Here is a 17,691-nt window from a genome sequence, read left to right on the forward strand (position 1 = left end):
ACTGCCATGCGTCTTCCCTTGCTCGCCCTGACTTTGCTGTTGCCCCTGGCCGCGCAAGCCGCCGACTGCCCGGCGCTGCTCAAGACCCAGGGCGAACTGCCCAAGCTGCGCTCCAAGGATGTGCTCGACCTGTGCGAGTTGTATGCCGGCAAGCCGCTGGTGGTGGTGAACACTGCCAGCCACTGCGGCTTCACCCCGCAGTTCAAGGGCCTCGAAGCCGTTTACCAGCAGTACAAGGGCCAGGGCCTGGAAGTGCTCGGCGTGCCCTCCGACGACTTCAAGCAGGAAGATGCCGACGCCGCTGAGACCGCCAAGGTCTGCTACGGCAACTACGGTGTGACCTTCAACATGACCTCGGTGCAGCACGTCCGCGGCGACGAGGCGATCCCGCTGTTCAAGGACTTGGCCCAGCAGGCCGACCAGGTACCGCGCTGGAACTTCTTCAAGTACGTGGTGGACCGCCAGGGCAAGGTGGTCGCCCAGTTTTCCAGCCTGACCAAGCCGGATGACCCGGAACTGCGGGCGGCGATCGAGAAGGCTATCGCCAGCCAGCCCTGACGCGCCGATCTGCTTTCGCAGGAGCGAGGGGGACGCCCAGTCCTTGCTCGCGAACCGAATGGCACCGGTGCGGCCGGAAACTCATTCGCGAGCAAGCTCGCTCCTACAGAAAGCGAAAGCCGGGCTTTTGTGCGCCCGCATCGCATGGTTGGAAATTTTCTGTTACAGGTTCGGCGCTGGAGTGCGACAATTCGAGCCCGACGGCACAGCAATTGGCCGTCGATGTCATGGATACAATTCAGGAGATTGACCCCTATGGATGGCAAAACCCTCTTTCTGGCCGCCTTGCTCGCTCAAGCCGTCGCCACGCCGGCATTCGCCGCACCTGCTACCTCCAACCAGAGCGAAGCCCCCGCTGCTTCTGCTGCTGCGCCTGCTCCCGCCGCCGAGTCGGACGAGGAGATGTCGCCCGAGACTTTCGTCGCCAGCCTGCACTTCCAGAAGGGCAAGGTGGTGGTCGGCGATAACCTGGCTACTTTCGACCTGCCGGACAATTTCGTCTTCCTCGACGGCAAGGACGCCGAGCGCGTACTGGAAGCCTGGGGCAACCCACCCAGTTCCGAGCCGCCGCTGGGCATGCTGATGCCGGCCGGGGTATCACCTTTCGCTACCGAGTCCTGGGCGGTGACCGTGCAGTACGAGGAGAGTGGCTATGTCTCCGATGAGGACGCGGCGAAGATCGACTACGCCGAGATGCTCAAGGAGATGCAGGACGACCTCAAGGAAGCCAACCCGCAGCGCGAGCAGCAGGGTTTCGAGGCGATCCAGTTGATCGGCTGGGCCGCACCCCCGCGTTATGACGCTGCGGAGAAGAAGCTCTATTGGGCCAAGGAGCTGCAGTTCGGTGACGCCAAGGCTCACACGCTGAACTACAACATCCGTGCGCTGGGCCGCAAAGGTGTGCTGGTGCTGAACTTCGTCGCCGGCATGGAGCAACTGCCGGAGATCGAGCAGAACGTCGGCAAGGTACTGGCGATGACCGAGTTCAATCCGGGCAGCCGCTATGTCGACTTCAACCCCAGCGTCGACAAGGTTGCCGCCTACGGCCTGGGCGCGCTGATCGCCGGCAAGGTCGCCGCCAAGGTCGGCCTGTTCGCCACTTTGCTGGTGCTGCTGAAGAAGCTGTGGATCGTCCCGGCCCTGGCCATCGGCTGGCTCGCCCGGCGTTTCAAACGCAAGCCGTCGAACGAAGGCTGATTTCCCGGCCTGACTTTCGAGGCACAAAAAAGCCGGGCATCTGCCCGGCTTTTTCTTTGGCTCTTCGTAGGAGCGAGCTTGCTCGCGAACAATGCTCCCGGCGGTATCAGCGTCGGGCGGTTCGCGAGCAAGCTCGCTCCTACAGGCCTGGCACCGTTTGGAGCAGGCAAGAAAAAGCCGGGCATTGCCCGGCTTTTCATGTGCTGAAGGATCAGCCTTTCTCACCCTGAACCGCTTTGCCGTTCACGGTGCCTTCCTTGAGCATGATCTGGTATTCCTTGCCGTCGGACTCCTGCTGGTACAGGCGCACGAGGAGGAAGTCCCAATCCTTGGCGAACCAGAGGATAGTCTTGCGGTTGCTCTTGGTGGGGTCGCGCACGCGCTCCACCTTGATCGCGGTGATCAGGCCGGCCTGGGTGCGGACCTTCTCTTCGCCGAGCACGCGGAAATCGTAGGTATCGGTGTCGGTACCCTCGATCACCTGGTAGCTCATGGCCTTCTTGCCGACGGCCACGTCATGCTGCAGCGCGAGCTGGTAGGTGGACTTGTCCAGCTGGCCCTTGTTCAGCGGCTGGCGCACCTGGTCGCCACGGTCGCTGCCCAGCACCTGCTTCTCCGCCCAGTCGAAATCGAGCTCGGTCTGCTTGTTCTTGCCCAGGCCTTCGCGAGCCCAGCGGTAGGTCAGCGGCAGGTAGGTGTCGTTCTCGACCTTGAATGTGCTGTTCTCGGTCAGGCTGGCCAGCAGCATGGAGGCCTTGAAATTCAGCTCCCAACGGCCGCCATCGCCCTGCTTGAGGCTACGGGAGGCGGTACCGCTGATGGGCATCTGCTTCCAGTCGGCGGTGTAGCTGGCATCGAACGGTTCCAGCTCATAAGCCTGGGCCGGCAAGGTCAGCACGGCCATCAGGAATAACAGAGCTCTACGCATCGCGAATCTCCTAGGTTCGGTACGAATAGCCGGACGCGGGCAGAAGCTCCCCATCCAGCGTGGCGCCTTGATCGCCCAGGCGTACTCGGCCTTCGGCGAACCAGCGCATGGCCAGCGGATAGATCACATGCTCCTGCAGGTGAACGCGCTGCGCCAGCGTTTCCGGCGTGTCGTCAGACTGTACCGGGATTGCCGCCTGTACGACCAGAGGACCGCCATCAAGTTCCTCGGTGACGAAGTGCACACTGCAGCCGTGCTCGGCGTCGCCGGCCTCCAGCGCACGCTGGTGGGTATGCAGGCCCTTGTACTTGGGCAGCAGGGACGGATGGATGTTCAGCAGGCGGCCCTGGTAGTGACGCACGAAGTCTGCGCTGAGGATGCGCATGAAGCCGGCGAGCAGCACTAGATCAGCGTCGAAGCCGTCGATGGCCTGGATCAGCGCGGCATCGAAGCTTTCGCGATCGGCGTAGGCCTTGTGGTCGAGGAAGCAGGTCTCGATGCCGGCCTTGCGCGCACGCTCCAGGCCGTAGGCGTCCGCGCGGTTGGAAATCACCGCGCGGATCACCGCCGGCGTGTCGGTGCCGGCGAGACTGTCGATCAGGGCTTGCAGGTTGCTGCCGGAGCCGGAAATCAGCACCACGACATTGCAAGGTGTGGACATCAGTGGCCTTTCAGGTTGTTCAGGACCACGCGCTCGGCGTCGGCGGCGCAAGCATCGATGCTGCCGATGACCCACGGCTGCTCGCCGGCGTCACGCAGGGCTTTCAGGGAAACCTCGACCTGATCCTGGGCGACGCAGATGACCATGCCCACGCCGCAGTTCAGCACGCGGTGCATCTCGGTCTCGTCAACGTTGCCTTTCTCCTGCAGCCAGTCGAAGACCGCCGGGCGCTGCCAGCTGGCCACGTCGACCACGGCCTGGGCATTGTCCGGGAGGACGCGCGGGATGTTGTCCAGCAGGCCGCCGCCGGTGATGTGGGCCATGGCCTTGACCGCGCCGGTCTGCTTGATCAGTTGCAGCAGCGGCTTCACGTAGATGCGCGTCGGAGCCATCAGCAGGTCGGCCAGGGGCTGGCCGTTCAGCTGGGTGGCTTCGATGTCGGCGCCGGAGACTTCGATGATCTTGCGGATCAGCGAGTAGCCGTTGGAGTGCGGGCCGGAGGAGGGCAGGGCGATCAGGGCGTCGCCGGCGACCACTTTCGAGCCGTCGATGATTTCGGACTTCTCTACCACGCCGACGCAGAAGCCAGCCAGGTCGTAGTCTTCGCCTTCGTACATGCCCGGCATCTCGGCGGTTTCGCCACCGACCAGGGAGCAACCTGCCAGCTCGCAGCCGGCGCCGATGCCGGTGACCACGGTGGCAGCCACGTCGACATTCAGTTTGCCGGTGGCGTAGTAGTCGAGGAAGAACAGCGGCTCGGCGCCGCACACGACCAGGTCGTTGACGCACATGGCGACCAGATCCTGGCCGATGCTGTCGTGCTTGTTCAGGTTCAGCGCCAGACGCAGCTTGGTGCCGACGCCGTCGGTGCCGGAGACCAGCACGGGTTGCTTGTAACCAGCCGGGATTTCGCACAGAGCGCCAAAGCCACCCAGACCGCCCATGACTTCCGGACGCGCGGTGCGCTTGGCGACGCCTTTGATGCGTTCGACCAGGGCTTCGCCGGCGTCGATGTCCACACCGGCGTCCTTGTAGCTCAACGAGGGTTGCTTGTTGCTCATAAATCCAGGCCTTTAAAAGGGATGATTCGTCTTGCCGCCGGGTGCGCCGTTCGCGCTTCCCGGCCTGCGCGGGAGGCGCGGGATTTTATCAGGCTTGCCCGGCAGCGGCCATCTCGCGCTGTTGCCGCTGGCCGGACGGCTGTTTAAGGTATAGGCCTTCCTTGCCAGCTCGTTGGAGGCTGGCAACTTCGATTTACTCCGCGAGAGCCCGCCATGCGCCTGACCGCCCGCTTGTTGATCCTCTGTCTGTCGCTGTTCAGCCTGCCGTCCTTCGCTGAAACGCTGGGTAACCTGTACCAGGTGCACGAACCGGTCGCTTCCCAGCAGCCGGACGAACGCAATGCCGGCCTGAGCCGTGCCCTGCAGACCCTGGTGCTGCGCCTGACCGGCAATGCCTCCGCTGCGCAGAGCCCGGCCCTGGCCGGCTACTTCAAGGACCCGCAGCAACTGATCAGCCAGTACGGCTTTGAAAATGGCCCGCCCATGGCGCTGGTGGTGGACTTTGATCCGACCGCCACCGACAACGCCCTGCGCCAGGCCGGCCTGTCTGTCTGGGGCGCCAGCCGGCCGAGCGTGCTGGCCTGGTGGCTGAACGAAAGCGCCAACGGCAGCAGCCTGGTGGGTGATAGCCAGGAAGCCTCCGCACCGTTGAACCGCGCTGCCCAGCGCCGTGGCCTGCCGCTGCGCCTGCCGATCGCCGACCTCAGCGAGCAGCAGGTCGGTACCGCTGAAAACCTCAATGCCGCCCAGCCTGACGCGCTGAAGTCGGCCTCTGAACGCTACGGTGCCGACGCCCTCCTGGCGGTGGACGCCAAGGAAGCCGACGGCAAGTGGACCGCCACCTGGCGCGTCTGGATGGGCGATAGCCGTGAGCAGGGCCAGGCCCAGGGCGATACTCCGGACGCCTTGGCCGATGCCGTCATGCTGGGCGTTTCCCAGCGCCTGTCGCAGCGCTTCGTCGGTTCGGCCGGCTCGGCTTCGGCCCAGGTCCTGCAAATCGAAGGCGCCGACCTGGCCCGTTACGCCGAAGTCTCGCGCCTGCTGGAGCCCATGGGCGCCAAGCTGGTGGAGGTCCAGGGTAACAAGCTCATCTACCGCGTGACTGCCAGCGCCGAGCAACTGCGTGCGCAACTGGCCCTGGCGCGCTTGCAGGAGGCCCCGGCCGAGCCGGCGCAACCCGCGGTGGACGCCAATGGCCAGCCGGTGCCGAACGCCGCCGTGCCAGCGCAGAACACCCTGCGCTTCCACTGGTGATGAACGCGTCTGGGGGCGGGCAAAGTCCCGCTTCCAGGCTCCAGTGGCTCTGAGTCGCACGTGGGAGCTGCGTTATCCTTCTGATTTGGATAAACTTTCAGTCACCAAGGCCCACCCCAAGCGATTGAAGAAACGCCCGGCCCGGCATGACTCCTATGCAGCTCCCACTCAGCGTACGTCTGCGCGATGACGCAACGTTCGCCAACTACTACCCCGGCGCCAATGCCGCGGCGCTCGGCTATGTCGAGCGTCTGTGCGAGCCCGAAGCGGGGTGGACGGAAAGCCTGATCTATCTCTGGGGCGCCGATGGCGTGGGCCGCAGTCACCTGTTGCAGGCCGCCTGCATTCGCTCCGAACAGCTGGGCGAGCCGTCGGTGTACCTGCCGATGGCAGACCTGGTGGCCTACGGCCCGGAAATCTTCGACAACCTCGAACAGCGCGAGCTGGTGTGCCTGGACGATCTCGACGCCCTGGCCGGCAAGCGCGAGTGGGAAGAGGCGCTGTTCCACCTGTTCAACCGCCTGCGCGACTCCGGCCGCAAGCTGCTGCTGTCGGCCTCGGTGTCGCCGCGCGAGCTGAAGGTGAAGCTGCCGGACCTGAAATCGCGGCTGACCCTCTCGCTGATCTTCCAGCTGCACCCGCTGACCGACGACGAGAAGCTGCGCGCCCTTCAGTTGCGCGCTTCGCGCCGTGGCCTGCACCTGACCGACGAAGTGGGGCGCTTCATCCTCACCCGCGGCGCGCGAAGCATGCAGTTCCTCTTCGATCTGCTGGACGAACTGGACAAGGCCTCGCTGCAGGCGCAGCGCAAGCTGACCATTCCCTTCCTCAAGGAAACCATGGGCTGGTAAGCCCCGGTTTCCCTGATTCGCCGATCAGGCGCTCGTCGCTTCCTGCTGTGGTTCCTGGCCTTCACCGGCCAGCTTGCGGTCGTACTGGAAGCGCCAGCGCGTGTACATCAGCGCCGAACAGAACAGCGACACGCTGAGGATGATCTCCGCCCAGCCGAAGATGGCGTGGTTGGGATCGAAGGCGTTGAGCACGCCGAGGATGAAGTAAAGGTTGATCACGTAGCACGCCCAGGCGTGGCCGCGTGCGCTGCCGATCAGGATGCCCGGCGCCACCACCAGCAGCGGCAGCAGCTTGAACGCCAGCACTGCCCAGGGGACCCAGTGCGCCGCACCGTGGGCGTCGGCGAACAGCAGGTCCCAGATGACGATGAGCAGGATCAGCCCGATGAAGCTGCCGAGGGCGACCGCACGGCTGGCGGCCAGCCGGGGTTTGAGCCACTCCAGGGGCGGCAGCGGTTTGTTCTTGCGGGCCATTCAACTCTCCAGTTTGCGGGCGACTTCGGCCAGGCGCTTGCCCAGCGCGCGGCACAGGGTGATTTCGTGTTCGTCCAGGCTGCGCTTGCCGTCGGCAGTGGCGAAGTGGCTGGCGCCATAGGGCGTGCCGCCGCCTCGCGTCTCCAGCAGCGCGGGCTCGCTATAGGGGATGCCGGTGATGATCATGCCGTGGTGCAACAACGGCAGCATCATCGACAGCTGGGTGGTTTCCTGGCCGCCATGCAGGCTGGCGGTGGAGGTGAAGACCGCCGCCGGCTTGCCCGCCAGGCCGCCGGTCAGCCACAGGCTGCTGGTGCCGTCGAGGAAGTACTTGAGCGGCGCGGCCATGTTGCCGAAGCGCGTCGGGCTGCCGAGCACAAGGCCGGAGCAGTCCTTCAGGTCATCCAGGGTGGCGTAGAGCGCGCCTTCGGCCGGAATATCCGGAGCAACGGCTTCGCACTCGGTGGAAACCGCGGGCACTGTGCGTACGCGCGCCTCCAGGCCGCCCTGCTCGACGCCACGGGCGATCTGCCGGGCCATTTCAGCAGTGGCGCCGTGGCGGCTGTAATACAGAACCAGGATGTAGGAAGCACTCAAGGCAGGATCTCCAGCACCTTCTCCGGTGGACGGCCAATCACCGCCTTGTCGCCGACGATGACGATCGGTCGCTCGATCAGCTTGGGATGCCGGGTCATCGCCTCGATCAGTTGCTCATCGCTCAGCGCCGGGTTGGCCAGGTCGAGTTCCTGGTATTCATCCTCGCCACTGCGCAGCAGCTGACGCGCACTGATGCCCAGCTTGCCGAGCAGCGCCTTGAGTTCGGCGGCGCTGGGCGGGGTTTCCAGGTAGCGGATGATCTCGGGCTGGATGCCGCGTTCTTCGAGCAGTTCGAGGGCTCCACGGGACTTGGAGCAGCGCGGATTGTGGAAAATTGAAATCTGACTCATGTGCCGGGGCTCGCAAGGCCGATGAAGTGGCGGCTATTCTAACCGCCTCCTCGGACTGGACTGAACCGCTGTTGTTCTCCGTGATCTACGAGGACGGATTTTTCGGTGCAGCCAAAGGACACTTCATGCACGAACGCCTGCAGGGCCTGGTCGAATTCGGCCGCTATCTGGTCCAGCGCTTCCTCGCCGACAAGGCGCCCAACAGCGCCGCGGCCCTGACTTACACCACGTTGTTCGCGGTCGTTCCGATGATGACCGTGACCTTCGCCATGCTCTCGGCGGTGCCGGCTTTCGAGGGCATGGGCGAGCGCATCCAGCTGTTCGTGTTCCGCAACTTCGTGCCCTCTACGGGAGAAGCGGTCGAGGCTTACTTGCGCAACTTCACTGTGCAGGCGCGGCATTTGACCTGGCTGGGCGTGGCCTTCCTGGCGGTCACTGCCTTCACCATGCTGGTGACCATCGAGAAGGCCTTCAATGCCATCTGGCGCGTACGTCAGCCGCGCCGGGGCGTTACCCGCTTCCTGCTGTACTGGGCGATTCTCAGCCTCGGGCCGCTGCTGCTGGGGACCGGTTTTGCCATGTCCACCTATATCACGTCGCTGTCGTTGCTCTCTGGCCCCCATGCGCTTCCGGGGGCCGCGACATTGCTGAAGGTTATGCCCCTGCTGTTTAGCGTCGCCGCCTTCACCCTGATCTATGCGGCGGTACCCAACGCGCGGGTGCCGTTCCTGCATGCGCTGGCCGGCGGTGTCTTCACCGCGATCCTGTTCGAGGCGGCCAAATCGCTGTTCGGCTTCTATGTGAGCTTCTTTCCCGGCTACAAGCTGATCTATGGCGCCTTTGCCACGGTGCCGCTGTTCCTGCTGTGGATCTACCTGTCCTGGCTGATCGTGCTGTTTGGCGCGGAGCTGGTCTGCAACCTGTCCTCGACCCGTCTCTGGCGGCGCCGCGCCATGCCGCGTCTGCTGGTGATCCTCGGCGTGCTGCGGGTGTTCTTCGACCGTCAGCGCCACGGCCTGCCGACGCGCCTGGCGCATCTGCACCGTGCAGGTTGGCTGCTGCCGGAAGACGAGTGGGAAGAGGTGCTGGATTTTCTGGAAGGCGAGCAACTGGTCTGCCGCGCCGGCTCGACCACCGCTGCCTGGGTGCTGTGCCGCGACCTGGGCAGTTATAGCCTGCATCACCTGCTCAACCGCAGCCCCTGGCCCCTGCCGTGCCTGGATGCCCTGCCAGCGGAGCTGGATGAGCCCTGGTATCCGGAATTGAAGGAGGCCTTGGCACGCTACCAGGCGGATCGTCAGGAGCTGTTCGGTGACAGTCTGGCGAAATGGTTGAAGCCGTCACATTCTGAGTGACGCAAAACGTCAGTTTGCGGCGATTCTGATGCCTCGGGCGCTTCATGCGTCCTCAGAAATGCGCCAATTCTCGCTTCTTCAGAATTGGCACAGTTCTGGCTATGTCCTGGCTATGAAACGGACGGGACATAGATGTCCTTCAGAAGTTCCTCCAAGGCCAGCGAACCCATGAAAAAAGACCAGAACAACGTAGTACATCTGCATCAGCGCGATCTGACGAGCGCTCTGGAGCGGTTGAATAGAATCACTGGTCTGCACTTCAGCAGTTGGCCTGAGTCGCTCCTGCCGACCGTCTCGCAGGAAACCACCGCACCCGTCGCGACCGATTCGACAGACGAGACCCAGGTTCGTCAGTTGGGCTGATCCCTCAGAGGCTGGTGGCCAGGGGGCGCGCGGCGCCTTCCTGCTGCTCCACGGCCTGCATGAAGACCTCTTCGGCAATCATCCGCGACAGCGGAACAGCCGAGCGCAGCTTGATCTGCGCATCCTCGATCCGCTGGGAAAACGCCAGACGCGCCACGCCTGAGAGCAGGATGCGGCTCTGTTTGTTGACCGTGCCATGGTCGATGACCACTTCCCGGCTGCGCTCACCATCGCGATAACTGAGCACCAGCGTCACCGGCAGATCCGCCACGCCGGGCAGATGCAGCCATGCCGCGACATTGAAGTCGGCCAGTCGCCCTCCATTGGCCGCATTGGCCGGCCGCGCGCTGGCGACAATATGGCTGGGTACCTTGCTGACAAGCTGGTCTGTAGGCTGCATCGGGCTGTCCTGTCGATGGAGGCCGACGTACATGGCGCCAGCCGCATTCTGAAGGCCGCTGAGTTATCGGCGCGCGAGAATCGTCCCGAGAGTCAGAACGAACGTTCGAATTATAGAGACGCGGTGGCCAGCTATTCCGGGCGTACTGCCGATCTTACCTGTGACTTCTCTCCCAAAATCGACATTCAGGCCAGGCGTAGCGGGTGGCGTGCTACCAGGGGTGTGCTGAGGTTGGCGACGGGCAGCGGCAGAATGGTCTGGTTGTCAAAGCTGGCCAGTTGCAGCCAGAGGTTCTCGCCTTCGACGAACTGCCCCTGGGGTACCCACAGCCCGTGATACCAGCCGTTGCCCGGCTCCGGCGTGCTCTGCAGGACGCCGGGGTGACGCTGGGCGTCAGGTGCACGGCGTAGCCAGATCGGCCGGGGAAGCCCTTTCAGGTAGCGCAGGCCGAGGTGCAGCCCGTCGCTGTTGAGATGTCGCCAGCGCACCACGGCGAGGGTGGGAGTTCCGCCTTCATTGGGGATCAGCAGCAGTTGGCCGACCGGAAGCTGCCCGGCCTGCTGGCCGGTGCAGAGAATGCGTGCGCCGCCGGCGCTGGCGTCCATCATTGCCGCTTCCCGGCTGGGACTGGCGGAGCCATCCAGCAGGTGCTGCTGGATGGCTGCAAGGCCGACCACCAGGCGACAAGTGCCGCTTTGCTCGGCGCGCTCATGGCGACGCGCCTGGTGGCCTAGCCAGTGATGGCGGACGCGCGCCAGCAGCGCCCCCTGGTCTAATCGGCGCAGGGGAGCGGGGTCATGCAGCGCGATCAGCAGGGCGCCTAGTTCCAGGCGGCGCAGTTGCTCGGCCGGGGCTTCGGTGGTCTGCTCGACGGCGAGGCAGGGTTGGTCCGAGCCGAGGTCGACGACGAAGCCTTCCTGTTCCTCGTCATCCCAGGGCAGCAGGCGGCCCAGCGCGGCCAGGGGGGCAAGGGCGCTGAACAGTTGCGGTGCTTCACCCTCGGTCAGATGGAACGGGTTACTCAGGGCTAGTAGCAGAATCTGCTGGTACAGCCCGCGCAAGGTCCCCGCCGGAACCGGGTCGAATGCTGCCGCGACGGGCTCGTCCAGGCACTCCTGGTGTTCGCCGATCCAGTAGAGCAGGTGGCTGTCGCGCCAGAGGCTGCCTGGTGGCTGTTGATATTGCTGGTAATGGCGCAGCAAGGCCTGGGCGAGAAAGTGCTGCGCCATGTACAGGCACCAGGCCATATGTGGCCGGGACGGTTTACGGCCGTGCAGGATCTGTAGCAGCAGGCGCTTGAAGCCGGCGGCGAGTTCGCTGCAGAAGTGCACGAAGAGCGCAGGAGGCGTCTTTTCCTGGCGGATCAGCCGTTCGTAGTGCCGATACTCTTCACTGAGGCTTTGCAGGGCGCGCTGTCTTTCCAGTAAGGTCAGCGCGCATCGGTTGAGGCGGAACAGCGTGCCCAGAGCCTTCTGCAAACCTTCCTGCAGGGGCTGCTGCCGCGATTCCTGAAGCCTGACCGCCAGGTTGCTCATTGCCTCGGCATCTTCTTCGAGGATGTCCGGCACCTCCAGACGCAGGGCATCGAGCATCATGACCACCCCGCATACACGAGGATTGAAGGCATGGGAGTGCGGCTCCGTATTGTGATGGGCTTGATGGCCGGCCTGATCCTGGCCGGCTGCTCGGCGGACTATGGCACCGATCAGCATGGACAGAAAGTACCCGCTGCAAGCGTAGATGGCCAGTGGCTAGTGATTAATTACTGGGCGGAGTGGTGCGCGCCGTGCCGCAAGGAAATTCCCGAGTTGAATCAGCTCGCGGCAGAAGGCAAGGCGAAGGGCTTCCGGGTGCTGGGGGTGAATTTCGATGGGCTGCGCGATGCGGACCTGGCGAAGGCTTCACAGGCGCTGGGCGTGCAGTACACCGTGCTGGCCGATGACCCTGCGCCGCGCTACAGCCTGCCGCGCAGCGAAGCGCTGCCTGTAACCTACCTCATCGACCCTGAGGGCAGGATGCGCGAGCAGTTGCTCGGTGAGCAGACCGCTGCCGGCCTGCAGGCGCGCTTGAGCGCATTGCGCGAGGAGAAGCAGTGATGGCCAGGATCTGTCTGCACGGTTATATCAGCGGCAAGGTGCAGGGCGTCTATTACCGCCAGAGCACCGAGGAACAGGCCGAGCGTCTGGATATCGATGGTTGGGTGCGCAACCTGGATGACGGTCGTGTGGAGTTGCTGATCGAGGGTGAGGAGGGGGCGGTGCGCGAGCTGGAGAAGTGGCTGGCGCGCGGCCCAGTCAAGGCCAGGGTAGCGTCGGTGGAACTGCAGCCGATGACGCCCCAGGGCATCACCGGCTTTATCGTCCGTCGCTGAGCGTCAGTTGCTGGCGCCGGGGTCCGCTGCCAGGCGGCCGGCGTTGGTCATCAGGCTGTGAAGGAATTCCTTCTGCAGCTCCGGATCGTTGCGGGTCAGTTCGATCAGGCTCTGTTCCAGCTCGCTCGCTTCCTCTTCCATGCCGAGGTCGGAGAGGCGCTTCACCCGGTGCACCCAGTGATGCACGTCGTCACCTTCCAGGTCGTCATAGATCAGCGCGTGGGCTTCCTTGAGCTTGCCGCGCAGTGAACGGCTGACCATCACGCTGGCGTCGGCGCGGGTGTCGTCAGAAGGATCCTGGACGCTGAACTGTAGACGGCCAATGCGGCTGACTTCGTCGTCGCTGAAGGGGCCTTCGAGCAGGTTCAGGCGCAGTACGCCGTGGCGATCGGTGAGCAGTTCCTGGGAGTTCTTGCCGGCGGTGACGGTCACCGGGCGCTCCGACCAGGGTAGGCTGGAGTACTCGGTGCGCTTGTCGCGCTGCTTCTCGTCGATGGCTGCCAGATTCTGTTCGGCACGGCCATTGGACTCGACGTTCATGAACGGATTCATGCCGTCGATGCCGTAGCGGATCCAGCCGCGGGTGACGCTTTCGGGCAGGTTGCCAAGGGCGAACACGTTGACCACATTGGCGCCGATGCCGCCGACGAAGGCGACGACGCCCAGCGGCATTTCGTACACCTTGCGCCAGCCCTGGTAAGGCGTATAGCGATCGTAGCGACGGGTGACTTCGAACTCGGTGACTTCGAAAGTCTTCTGCTCCTGCACACGGATACGACGCTGCGGCAGCTCCAGGGTGCCCGGAGTGCCGACGTCGATCTGCAGACTGTGGTCGAGCAGTTTGCGCTCGACGCGTTCTTCATGCTCGCTGCGTTGCGGCAGCTGATTGGCGCAGCCGCTCAGCAGGAGGCTGCCGCACAAGGCGGCAGCCACGAGGCTGGAGGTACTTCGGGTGGACATTGCTCTGCTCAGTTGCGGATCTTGGCCGTGATGAAGGCTTGCAGGTCGGACAGGGCGACTGGCTGCGACTCGGCGTCACGGCGGCCCTTGTACTCCAGGGTGCCTTCGTCCAGGCCGCGCTCGCTGACGACGATGCGGTGCGGGATGCCAATCAGCTCCATGTCGGCGAACTTCACGCCAGGGCTGGTCTTCTTGTCACGGTCGTCCAGCAGCACTTCGAAGCCAGCGGCAGTGAGGTCCGCGTACAGCTTGTCGGTAGCGGTGCGCACAGCTTCGTTCTCGTACTTCATCGGCACGATGGCGACCTGGAAGGGCGCCAGGGCGGCCGGCCAGAGGATGCCGCGGTCGTCGTAGTTCTGCTCGATGGCGGCGGCGACCACGCGGGAAACGCCGATACCGTAGCAGCCCATCAGCAGGGTGACCGGCTTGCCGGTCTCGCCCAGTACGGAGAGCTTCATGGCTTCACTGTACTTGGTGCCGAGCTGGAAGATGTGGCCGACTTCGATGCCGCGACGGATCACCAGGGTGCCCTTGCCATCCGGGCTCTGGTCGCCTTCGACGACGTTACGCAGGTCGGCGACTTCCGGTACCGGCAGGTCGCGCTCCCAGTTCACGCCGAAGTAGTGCTGGTCGTCGACGTTGGCGCCGGCGGCGAAGTCGCTCATCAGCGCAACGGAGCGGTCGATGATGCAGGGCAGCGGCAGGTTCAGCGGGCCGAGGGAGCCGGGAGCGGCGCCGATGGCGGCCTTGATGTCCGCTTCGCTGGCCATCTGCAGGGGTGCGGCCACCAGCGGGTGGTTGCCAGCCTTGATCTCGTTGAGTTCATGGTCGCCACGGACGATCAGGGCGATCAGCTTGCCTTCCTCGGCGGCATGCACCACCAGGGTCTTGATGGTCTTCTCGATCGGCAGGCCGAACTTTTCCACCAGCGCAGCGATGGTTTTGGTCTCGGGGGTATCGACCAGGCGCAGCTCTTCGCTGGCGGCGCCGCGAGTGGTTTCGCGCGGCAGGGCTTCGGCCTTCTCGATGTTGGCGGCGTAGTCGGTGGTCTCGCTGAAGACGATGTCGTCCTCACCGGAGCTGGCCAGCACGTGGAATTCGTGGGAGCCGCTGCCGCCGATGGAGCCGTTGTCGGCCTGTACGGCGCGGAAGTTCAGGCCCAGGCGGGTGAAGATCTTGCTGTACGCGCCGTACATGACGTCGTAGGTCGCCTGCAGCGAGTCCTGGCTGGCATGGAAGGAGTACGCATCCTTCATGATGAACTCGCGGCCGCGCATCAGGCCGAAGCGCGGACGGATTTCGTCACGGAACTTGGTCTGGATCTGATACAGGTTGATCGGCAGCTGCTTGTAGCTGTTCAGCTCGTTGCGCGCGAGATCGGTGATCACTTCCTCGTGGGTCGGGCCGACGCAGAAGTCGCGGTCATTGCGATCCTTCAGGCGCAGCAGCTCGGGGCCGTACTGCTGCCAGCGGCCGGACTCCTGCCACAGCTCGGCGGGCTGGATGGCGGGCATCAGCACCTCCAGGGCGCCGGCGGCGTTCATCTCTTCGCGAACGATGGTCTCCACCTTGCGCAGTACCCGCAGACCCATTGGCAGCCAGGTGTAGAGGCCGGACGCCAGCTTGCGGATCATGCCGGCACGCAGCATCAGCTGGTGGCTGATGACGACCGCATCGGAAGGGGTTTCTTTCAGGGTGGACAGCAGGTACTGACTGGTACGCATCTTTGGCCGTTTTGTCGGTTGCGAAGGGGGATATAGGCTGGGCATTGTACGGTGCAGGTCTGGCTGCGTACAGCGCGCGGCGGGTGGAGACGGAGGAGTGGTGTGAGTCGATTGAATGCAGCGCAGGTACAGGCGTTCATCCGCGCGGGGTTGCCCATGGCGGACGACATGGATTTCCGCATCGATGCGCTGGAAGGGCGCAGCGCGTTCGCGCGGGTTCCCTTCCATGGAAAGCTGGTGCGGCCGGGCGGCACGGTGTCCGGGCCCACCATCATGGCGCTGGCGGATGCGGCAATGTATGCGGTGATCCTGGCTCAGCTGGAAAACGTTGAAATGGCGGTGACTTCCAATCTCAATATCAACTTCTTGAGCAAGCCCAAGCCCGAAGACCTGCTGGCGGAGGCAAAGATATTGAAGTTGGGGCGTCGGCAGGTAGTTTGCGAAGTAGCTGTCTACTCGGTCAGCAATCCGCAGGAGTTGGTGGCTCATGTCACCGGAACATATGTATTACCGATGTAACAGATACGTTCGTAGTTGTAGGTAAGTTGCAATAAAAAGCCCGGCAGAAGCCGGGCTTTTTAGTTACCTGCAGGTCGTTCTGGATTACAGAACGGACAGCGGGTAGTCGACGATCAGGCGGAACTCGTCGACGCTGCCACCAGTGCTGGCGTCGCCACGGTGCCAAGCTTGACGGATACGGAAGGACAGGTCCTTGGCCGGGCCGCTTTGCAGAACATACTTGGCTTCGACGTTGGTCTCGCGCTCTTTGTCGTCTTTGCCATAGAAGCCGGCGTAGGCGGTATCGTCAGCGTGGGTGCCGTCGATATCCTTACCGTAAATGTAGCGGGTCATGAAGGTCAGGCCCGGAACGCCGTACTCGGCCATGTTCAGGTCGTAACGGCCTTGCCAGGATTTTTCGCCCGGACCGTTGAAGTCGGAGTACTGAATGGAGTTGGCGAGAAAGATGGAGTCACCGCCGCCATTGTTATCGCCGATGCCGATATAGTCGAACGGGGTGTCTCCGTTGACGTCCTGGTAGGCGAGAGTGAAGGTGTGAGCGCTGATGGTATAGGCAGCGGCCAGCGAGAAGGTGTTGTTGCTGATGTCGCCCAGCTCGGATTTGCCTTCGTCGCGGGTGTTGTAATAGTTGAAGTCCAGCCCCAGCGACTGATTGTCTGCGATCGGCAGGGTGTAGTTCAGGTTGACGTAGTACTGGTCCCACATGTCTTCCAGCTTGGCGCCATACAGCGAAGCGGAGAACTGATCGTTGAAGGCGTACTTGCCGCCTACGAAGTCGGCTGAGTTGGCTGCCACGACAGCGTAGGTAGCCCAGATCTCACCATCGCGGTTGGTGGTGTCCTGGCCGGTACCGGAGTAGAAATGACCTGCTTCCAGGTCCAGGCCATCGACTTCGCTGCTCATCAGGCTGAAGCCGCTGGCGGTCTGCGGCAGCAGACGGGTGCCGCCTACAGCGAACACCGGTGCGGTGGGCTGCATGTCGCCGAATTTCAGCTCGGTCTTGGAGATGCGGACCTTGACGGCTGCACCGGCTTTGCCGAAATCATCGGCCTTGTCGCCGTCATCGTGAACCGGCAGGTTGCCGGTGCCGCCGTAGCCACTGCCGCCGTCGAGTTTCAGGCCCAGGTAGCCGAAGGCGTCAACACCGAAACCAACGGTGCCTTGGGTGAAGCCGGAGTTGAAGTTGGCCCAGAAGCCTTGGGTCCAGTCACGGGCGTCGACCTTGCCGCCGGTGTTGCTGCGATTGAAGTAGTAGTTGCGAACCAGGAAGTTCAGGCTGCTGTCTTCGACAAAGCCTTTGGCGTCAGCCTGATTGCCTACGAAGGGTTCGGCCATTGCCAGTTGTGTGCTGCCTGCAGATACCGCCAGGGCGATGGCGCTCCACTTCATCACTTTCATTGTGATTGCTCCTTTGGTTTTGAAATTATCTGCCATCACAGTGCCGCGGTGACGGCTCATTCTTTTTGTCGGCGCTAACTTATAGCACGCGTGTTCAGTTGGCGATAGTTGCCCAAATAAACACACAAAACCTTTACGGGACTGTCGCAAAACTGCATGACGCATGTCGCATTCAAGCAGTTCTCATGTTGCAAAAAGAGATTGCCCCCTGATTGCTTCATTGGTACTTCAGCTCCTGTGGCTCTCTATTCCATTGACCACTTCTTAAGTTCTCCCGCCTCCGCGCCCACTTCTCCAGTTGGGGTGGTCGTCGGTGCGATGTCCTTGCCTCTAGCAACAACCGTGCACAAATGCTCGGAGCTGCTTTCACAGTGCCCGTCTTGCGACGTGTTGGCGCATTTCACGGCTTCTGTTGGCGATTTGCAACATCAACGAGCGCGTGTGTCGTTTTCCGGCATCCCGTAGTTGTAGCTGTTTAAACGATTTTTCGCCGCTGATGGCTGTGATTGCCGTGCAGATTCCTGCACGCGCCTATTGTTGGGATGTGCCAATTCGCGTCATGCGCGGTCGTGGTGCGGAGGGCTTGCGAACGCGCTCCGGGAGGAGGCGTCGGTCGGGCATGTTCGCCGGGAGGGCTCTCTAGTATTCTTCGCGCCCTTCGGCTCCTTCG

Annotated in this window: 20 protein-coding genes; 9 read left to right on the forward strand and 11 right to left on the reverse strand. The window is 63.4% G+C overall.

The window, feature by feature from the left end:
- Nucleotides 1-6 precede the first annotated feature (6 nt).
- Together CTR55_RS08250 and CTR55_RS08255 are read left to right on the forward strand one after the other, a co-directional pair.
- Nucleotides 7-558: a glutathione peroxidase gene (locus CTR55_RS08250; RefSeq protein ID WP_296285429.1), complete on the forward strand. Its 552-nt coding sequence runs from the start codon at nt 7-9 to the stop codon at nt 556-558.
- Between the two features lie 255 nt (nt 559-813).
- Complete coding sequence (locus tag CTR55_RS08255; protein WP_296285430.1) at nt 814-1,755, forward strand: DUF2167 domain-containing protein; 942 nt, start codon at nt 814-816, stop codon at nt 1,753-1,755.
- 211 nt (nt 1,756-1,966) lie between these two features.
- Here the strand turns inward: CTR55_RS08255 and CTR55_RS08260 are convergent, their stop codons facing one another.
- The 3 genes from CTR55_RS08260 to purM are packed head-to-tail and all read right to left on the reverse strand — an operon-like array spanning nt 1,967 to nt 4,405.
- Nucleotides 1,967-2,683 (reverse strand): DUF3108 domain-containing protein, encoded by a 717-nt coding sequence (locus tag CTR55_RS08260; RefSeq protein ID WP_138526296.1) that lies wholly within the window; start codon nt 2,681-2,683, stop codon nt 1,967-1,969.
- Nucleotides 2,684-2,693: 10 nt separating this feature from the next.
- Nucleotides 2,694-3,344 carry a phosphoribosylglycinamide formyltransferase gene (purN, locus tag CTR55_RS08265; protein WP_296285431.1) on the reverse strand — a complete coding sequence of 217 codons (651 nt, stop codon included), beginning with the start codon at nt 3,342-3,344 and terminating at the stop codon, nt 2,694-2,696.
- Nucleotides 3,344-4,405, reverse strand: a complete 1,062-nt coding sequence (purM, locus tag CTR55_RS08270; RefSeq protein WP_296285432.1) for a phosphoribosylformylglycinamidine cyclo-ligase — start codon at nt 4,403-4,405, stop codon at nt 3,344-3,346. Before purM ends, purN begins: the two co-directional genes overlap by 1 nt.
- Nucleotides 4,406-4,618: 213 nt before the next feature.
- On the opposite strand from purM, the gene CTR55_RS08275 reads away from it, so the two are divergent.
- Both CTR55_RS08275 and hda read left to right on the forward strand, forming a co-directional pair.
- Nucleotides 4,619-5,659, forward strand: coding sequence for a DUF2066 domain-containing protein (locus tag CTR55_RS08275; RefSeq protein WP_296285433.1), 1,041 nt, complete (start codon nt 4,619-4,621; stop codon nt 5,657-5,659).
- Between the two features lie 146 nt (nt 5,660-5,805).
- Nucleotides 5,806-6,510, forward strand: a complete 705-nt coding sequence (hda, locus tag CTR55_RS08280) for a DnaA regulatory inactivator Hda (protein ID WP_296285434.1) — start codon at nt 5,806-5,808, stop codon at nt 6,508-6,510.
- 24 nt (nt 6,511-6,534) lie between these two features.
- On the opposite strand, the gene CTR55_RS08285 is transcribed toward hda, so the two are convergent.
- Genes CTR55_RS08285 through arsC form a run of 3 tightly spaced genes read right to left on the reverse strand, consistent with a single transcriptional unit; the run spans nt 6,535 to nt 7,931 of the window.
- Nucleotides 6,535-6,984 carry a DUF2069 domain-containing protein gene (locus tag CTR55_RS08285; protein ID WP_296285435.1) on the reverse strand — a complete coding sequence of 150 codons (450 nt, stop codon included), beginning with the start codon at nt 6,982-6,984 and terminating at the stop codon, nt 6,535-6,537.
- Entirely contained in the window at nt 6,985-7,581 is a 597-nt protein-coding gene (gene wrbA, locus CTR55_RS08290; protein WP_296285436.1) for an NAD(P)H:quinone oxidoreductase, read from the reverse strand.
- Nucleotides 7,578-7,931 carry an arsenate reductase (glutaredoxin) gene (arsC, locus tag CTR55_RS08295; protein ID WP_296285437.1) on the reverse strand — a complete coding sequence of 118 codons (354 nt, stop codon included), beginning with the start codon at nt 7,929-7,931 and terminating at the stop codon, nt 7,578-7,580. The genes wrbA and arsC overlap by 4 nt, the downstream gene beginning before the upstream one ends.
- Nucleotides 7,932-8,056: 125 nt before the next feature.
- Between arsC and CTR55_RS08300 the strand changes: the two genes are divergently transcribed.
- On the forward strand, nt 8,057-9,286 hold the full coding sequence (locus CTR55_RS08300; protein ID WP_296285438.1) for a YihY family inner membrane protein: 1,230 nt from the start codon (nt 8,057-8,059) through the stop codon (nt 9,284-9,286).
- A 168-nt stretch (nt 9,287-9,454) separates the two neighbouring features.
- Nucleotides 9,455-9,649 (forward strand): hypothetical protein, encoded by a 195-nt coding sequence (locus CTR55_RS27380; protein WP_363710894.1) that lies wholly within the window; start codon nt 9,455-9,457, stop codon nt 9,647-9,649.
- 4 nt (nt 9,650-9,653) lie between these two features.
- Here the strand turns inward: CTR55_RS27380 and CTR55_RS08310 are convergent, their stop codons facing one another.
- Together CTR55_RS08310 and CTR55_RS08315 are read right to left on the reverse strand one after the other, a co-directional pair.
- Nucleotides 9,654-10,049: a hypothetical protein gene (locus tag CTR55_RS08310; RefSeq protein WP_296286492.1), complete on the reverse strand. Its 396-nt coding sequence runs from the start codon at nt 10,047-10,049 to the stop codon at nt 9,654-9,656.
- Nucleotides 10,050-10,234: 185 nt separating this feature from the next.
- Nucleotides 10,235-11,644 carry a PilZ domain-containing protein gene (locus tag CTR55_RS08315; RefSeq protein WP_296285439.1) on the reverse strand — a complete coding sequence of 470 codons (1,410 nt, stop codon included), beginning with the start codon at nt 11,642-11,644 and terminating at the stop codon, nt 10,235-10,237.
- Between the two features lie 30 nt (nt 11,645-11,674).
- Between CTR55_RS08315 and CTR55_RS08320 the strand changes: the two genes are divergently transcribed.
- Nucleotides 11,675-12,145, forward strand: a complete 471-nt coding sequence (locus CTR55_RS08320; RefSeq protein WP_296285440.1) for a TlpA disulfide reductase family protein — start codon at nt 11,675-11,677, stop codon at nt 12,143-12,145.
- Nucleotides 12,145-12,420 carry an acylphosphatase gene (locus tag CTR55_RS08325; protein ID WP_296285441.1) on the forward strand — a complete coding sequence of 92 codons (276 nt, stop codon included), beginning with the start codon at nt 12,145-12,147 and terminating at the stop codon, nt 12,418-12,420. Before CTR55_RS08320 ends, CTR55_RS08325 begins: the two co-directional genes overlap by 1 nt.
- A gap of 3 nt (nt 12,421-12,423) precedes the next feature.
- On the opposite strand, the gene CTR55_RS08330 is transcribed toward CTR55_RS08325, so the two are convergent.
- Both CTR55_RS08330 and CTR55_RS08335 read right to left on the reverse strand, forming a co-directional pair.
- Nucleotides 12,424-13,380: a hypothetical protein gene (locus CTR55_RS08330; protein ID WP_296285442.1), complete on the reverse strand. Its 957-nt coding sequence runs from the start codon at nt 13,378-13,380 to the stop codon at nt 12,424-12,426.
- An 8-nt stretch (nt 13,381-13,388) separates the two neighbouring features.
- Nucleotides 13,389-15,104 (reverse strand): proline--tRNA ligase, encoded by a 1,716-nt coding sequence (locus tag CTR55_RS08335; RefSeq protein WP_296285443.1) that lies wholly within the window; start codon nt 15,102-15,104, stop codon nt 13,389-13,391.
- A gap of 111 nt (nt 15,105-15,215) precedes the next feature.
- Between CTR55_RS08335 and CTR55_RS08340 the strand changes: the two genes are divergently transcribed.
- A complete protein-coding gene (locus CTR55_RS08340) occupies nt 15,216-15,623 on the forward strand; it encodes a PaaI family thioesterase (RefSeq protein ID WP_296286493.1) in 408 nt (135 codons plus the stop codon).
- An 84-nt stretch (nt 15,624-15,707) separates the two neighbouring features.
- Here the strand turns inward: CTR55_RS08340 and CTR55_RS08345 are convergent, their stop codons facing one another.
- Complete coding sequence (locus CTR55_RS08345) at nt 15,708-17,021, reverse strand: OprD family porin (RefSeq protein WP_296285444.1); 1,314 nt, start codon at nt 17,019-17,021, stop codon at nt 15,708-15,710.
- Nucleotides 17,022-17,691: the final 670 nt, after the last annotated feature.

Source organism: Pseudomonas sp. (genome assembly GCF_002796985.1).
In the GTDB taxonomy this organism is placed as follows: domain Bacteria; phylum Pseudomonadota; class Gammaproteobacteria; order Pseudomonadales; family Pseudomonadaceae; genus Pseudomonas.

What these genes read in the sequence shown, in the direction of transcription:
- CTR55_RS08250 (WP_296285429.1), top strand. Translation starts at nt 7, where the DNA reads ATGCGTCTTCCCTTGCTCGCCCTGACTTTGCTGTTGCCCCTGGCCGCG.
- purN (WP_296285431.1), bottom strand. Translation starts at nt 3,344, where the DNA reads ATGTCCACACCTTGCAATGTCGTGGTGCTGATTTCCGGCTCCGGCAGC.
- CTR55_RS08260 (WP_138526296.1), bottom strand. Translation starts at nt 2,683, where the DNA reads ATGCGTAGAGCTCTGTTATTCCTGATGGCCGTGCTGACCTTGCCGGCC.
- CTR55_RS08310 (WP_296286492.1), bottom strand. Translation starts at nt 10,049, where the DNA reads ATGCAGCCTACAGACCAGCTTGTCAGCAAGGTACCCAGCCATATTGTC.
- CTR55_RS27380 (WP_363710894.1), top strand. Translation starts at nt 9,455, where the DNA reads ATGAAAAAAGACCAGAACAACGTAGTACATCTGCATCAGCGCGATCTG.
- CTR55_RS08330 (WP_296285442.1), bottom strand. Translation starts at nt 13,380, where the DNA reads ATGTCCACCCGAAGTACCTCCAGCCTCGTGGCTGCCGCCTTGTGCGGC.
- hda (WP_296285434.1), top strand. Translation starts at nt 5,806, where the DNA reads ATGACTCCTATGCAGCTCCCACTCAGCGTACGTCTGCGCGATGACGCA.
- CTR55_RS08275 (WP_296285433.1), top strand. Translation starts at nt 4,619, where the DNA reads ATGCGCCTGACCGCCCGCTTGTTGATCCTCTGTCTGTCGCTGTTCAGC.
- arsC (WP_296285437.1), bottom strand. Translation starts at nt 7,931, where the DNA reads ATGAGTCAGATTTCAATTTTCCACAATCCGCGCTGCTCCAAGTCCCGT.
- CTR55_RS08325 (WP_296285441.1), top strand. Translation starts at nt 12,145, where the DNA reads ATGGCCAGGATCTGTCTGCACGGTTATATCAGCGGCAAGGTGCAGGGC.
- CTR55_RS08315 (WP_296285439.1), bottom strand. Translation starts at nt 11,644, where the DNA reads ATGATGCTCGATGCCCTGCGTCTGGAGGTGCCGGACATCCTCGAAGAA.
- CTR55_RS08335 (WP_296285443.1), bottom strand. Translation starts at nt 15,104, where the DNA reads ATGCGTACCAGTCAGTACCTGCTGTCCACCCTGAAAGAAACCCCTTCC.
- purM (WP_296285432.1), bottom strand. Translation starts at nt 4,405, where the DNA reads ATGAGCAACAAGCAACCCTCGTTGAGCTACAAGGACGCCGGTGTGGAC.
- CTR55_RS08285 (WP_296285435.1), bottom strand. Translation starts at nt 6,984, where the DNA reads ATGGCCCGCAAGAACAAACCGCTGCCGCCCCTGGAGTGGCTCAAACCC.
- CTR55_RS08320 (WP_296285440.1), top strand. Translation starts at nt 11,675, where the DNA reads ATGGGAGTGCGGCTCCGTATTGTGATGGGCTTGATGGCCGGCCTGATC.
- CTR55_RS08255 (WP_296285430.1), top strand. Translation starts at nt 814, where the DNA reads ATGGATGGCAAAACCCTCTTTCTGGCCGCCTTGCTCGCTCAAGCCGTC.
- CTR55_RS08300 (WP_296285438.1), top strand. Translation starts at nt 8,057, where the DNA reads ATGCACGAACGCCTGCAGGGCCTGGTCGAATTCGGCCGCTATCTGGTC.
- CTR55_RS08345 (WP_296285444.1), bottom strand. Translation starts at nt 17,021, where the DNA reads ATGAAAGTGATGAAGTGGAGCGCCATCGCCCTGGCGGTATCTGCAGGC.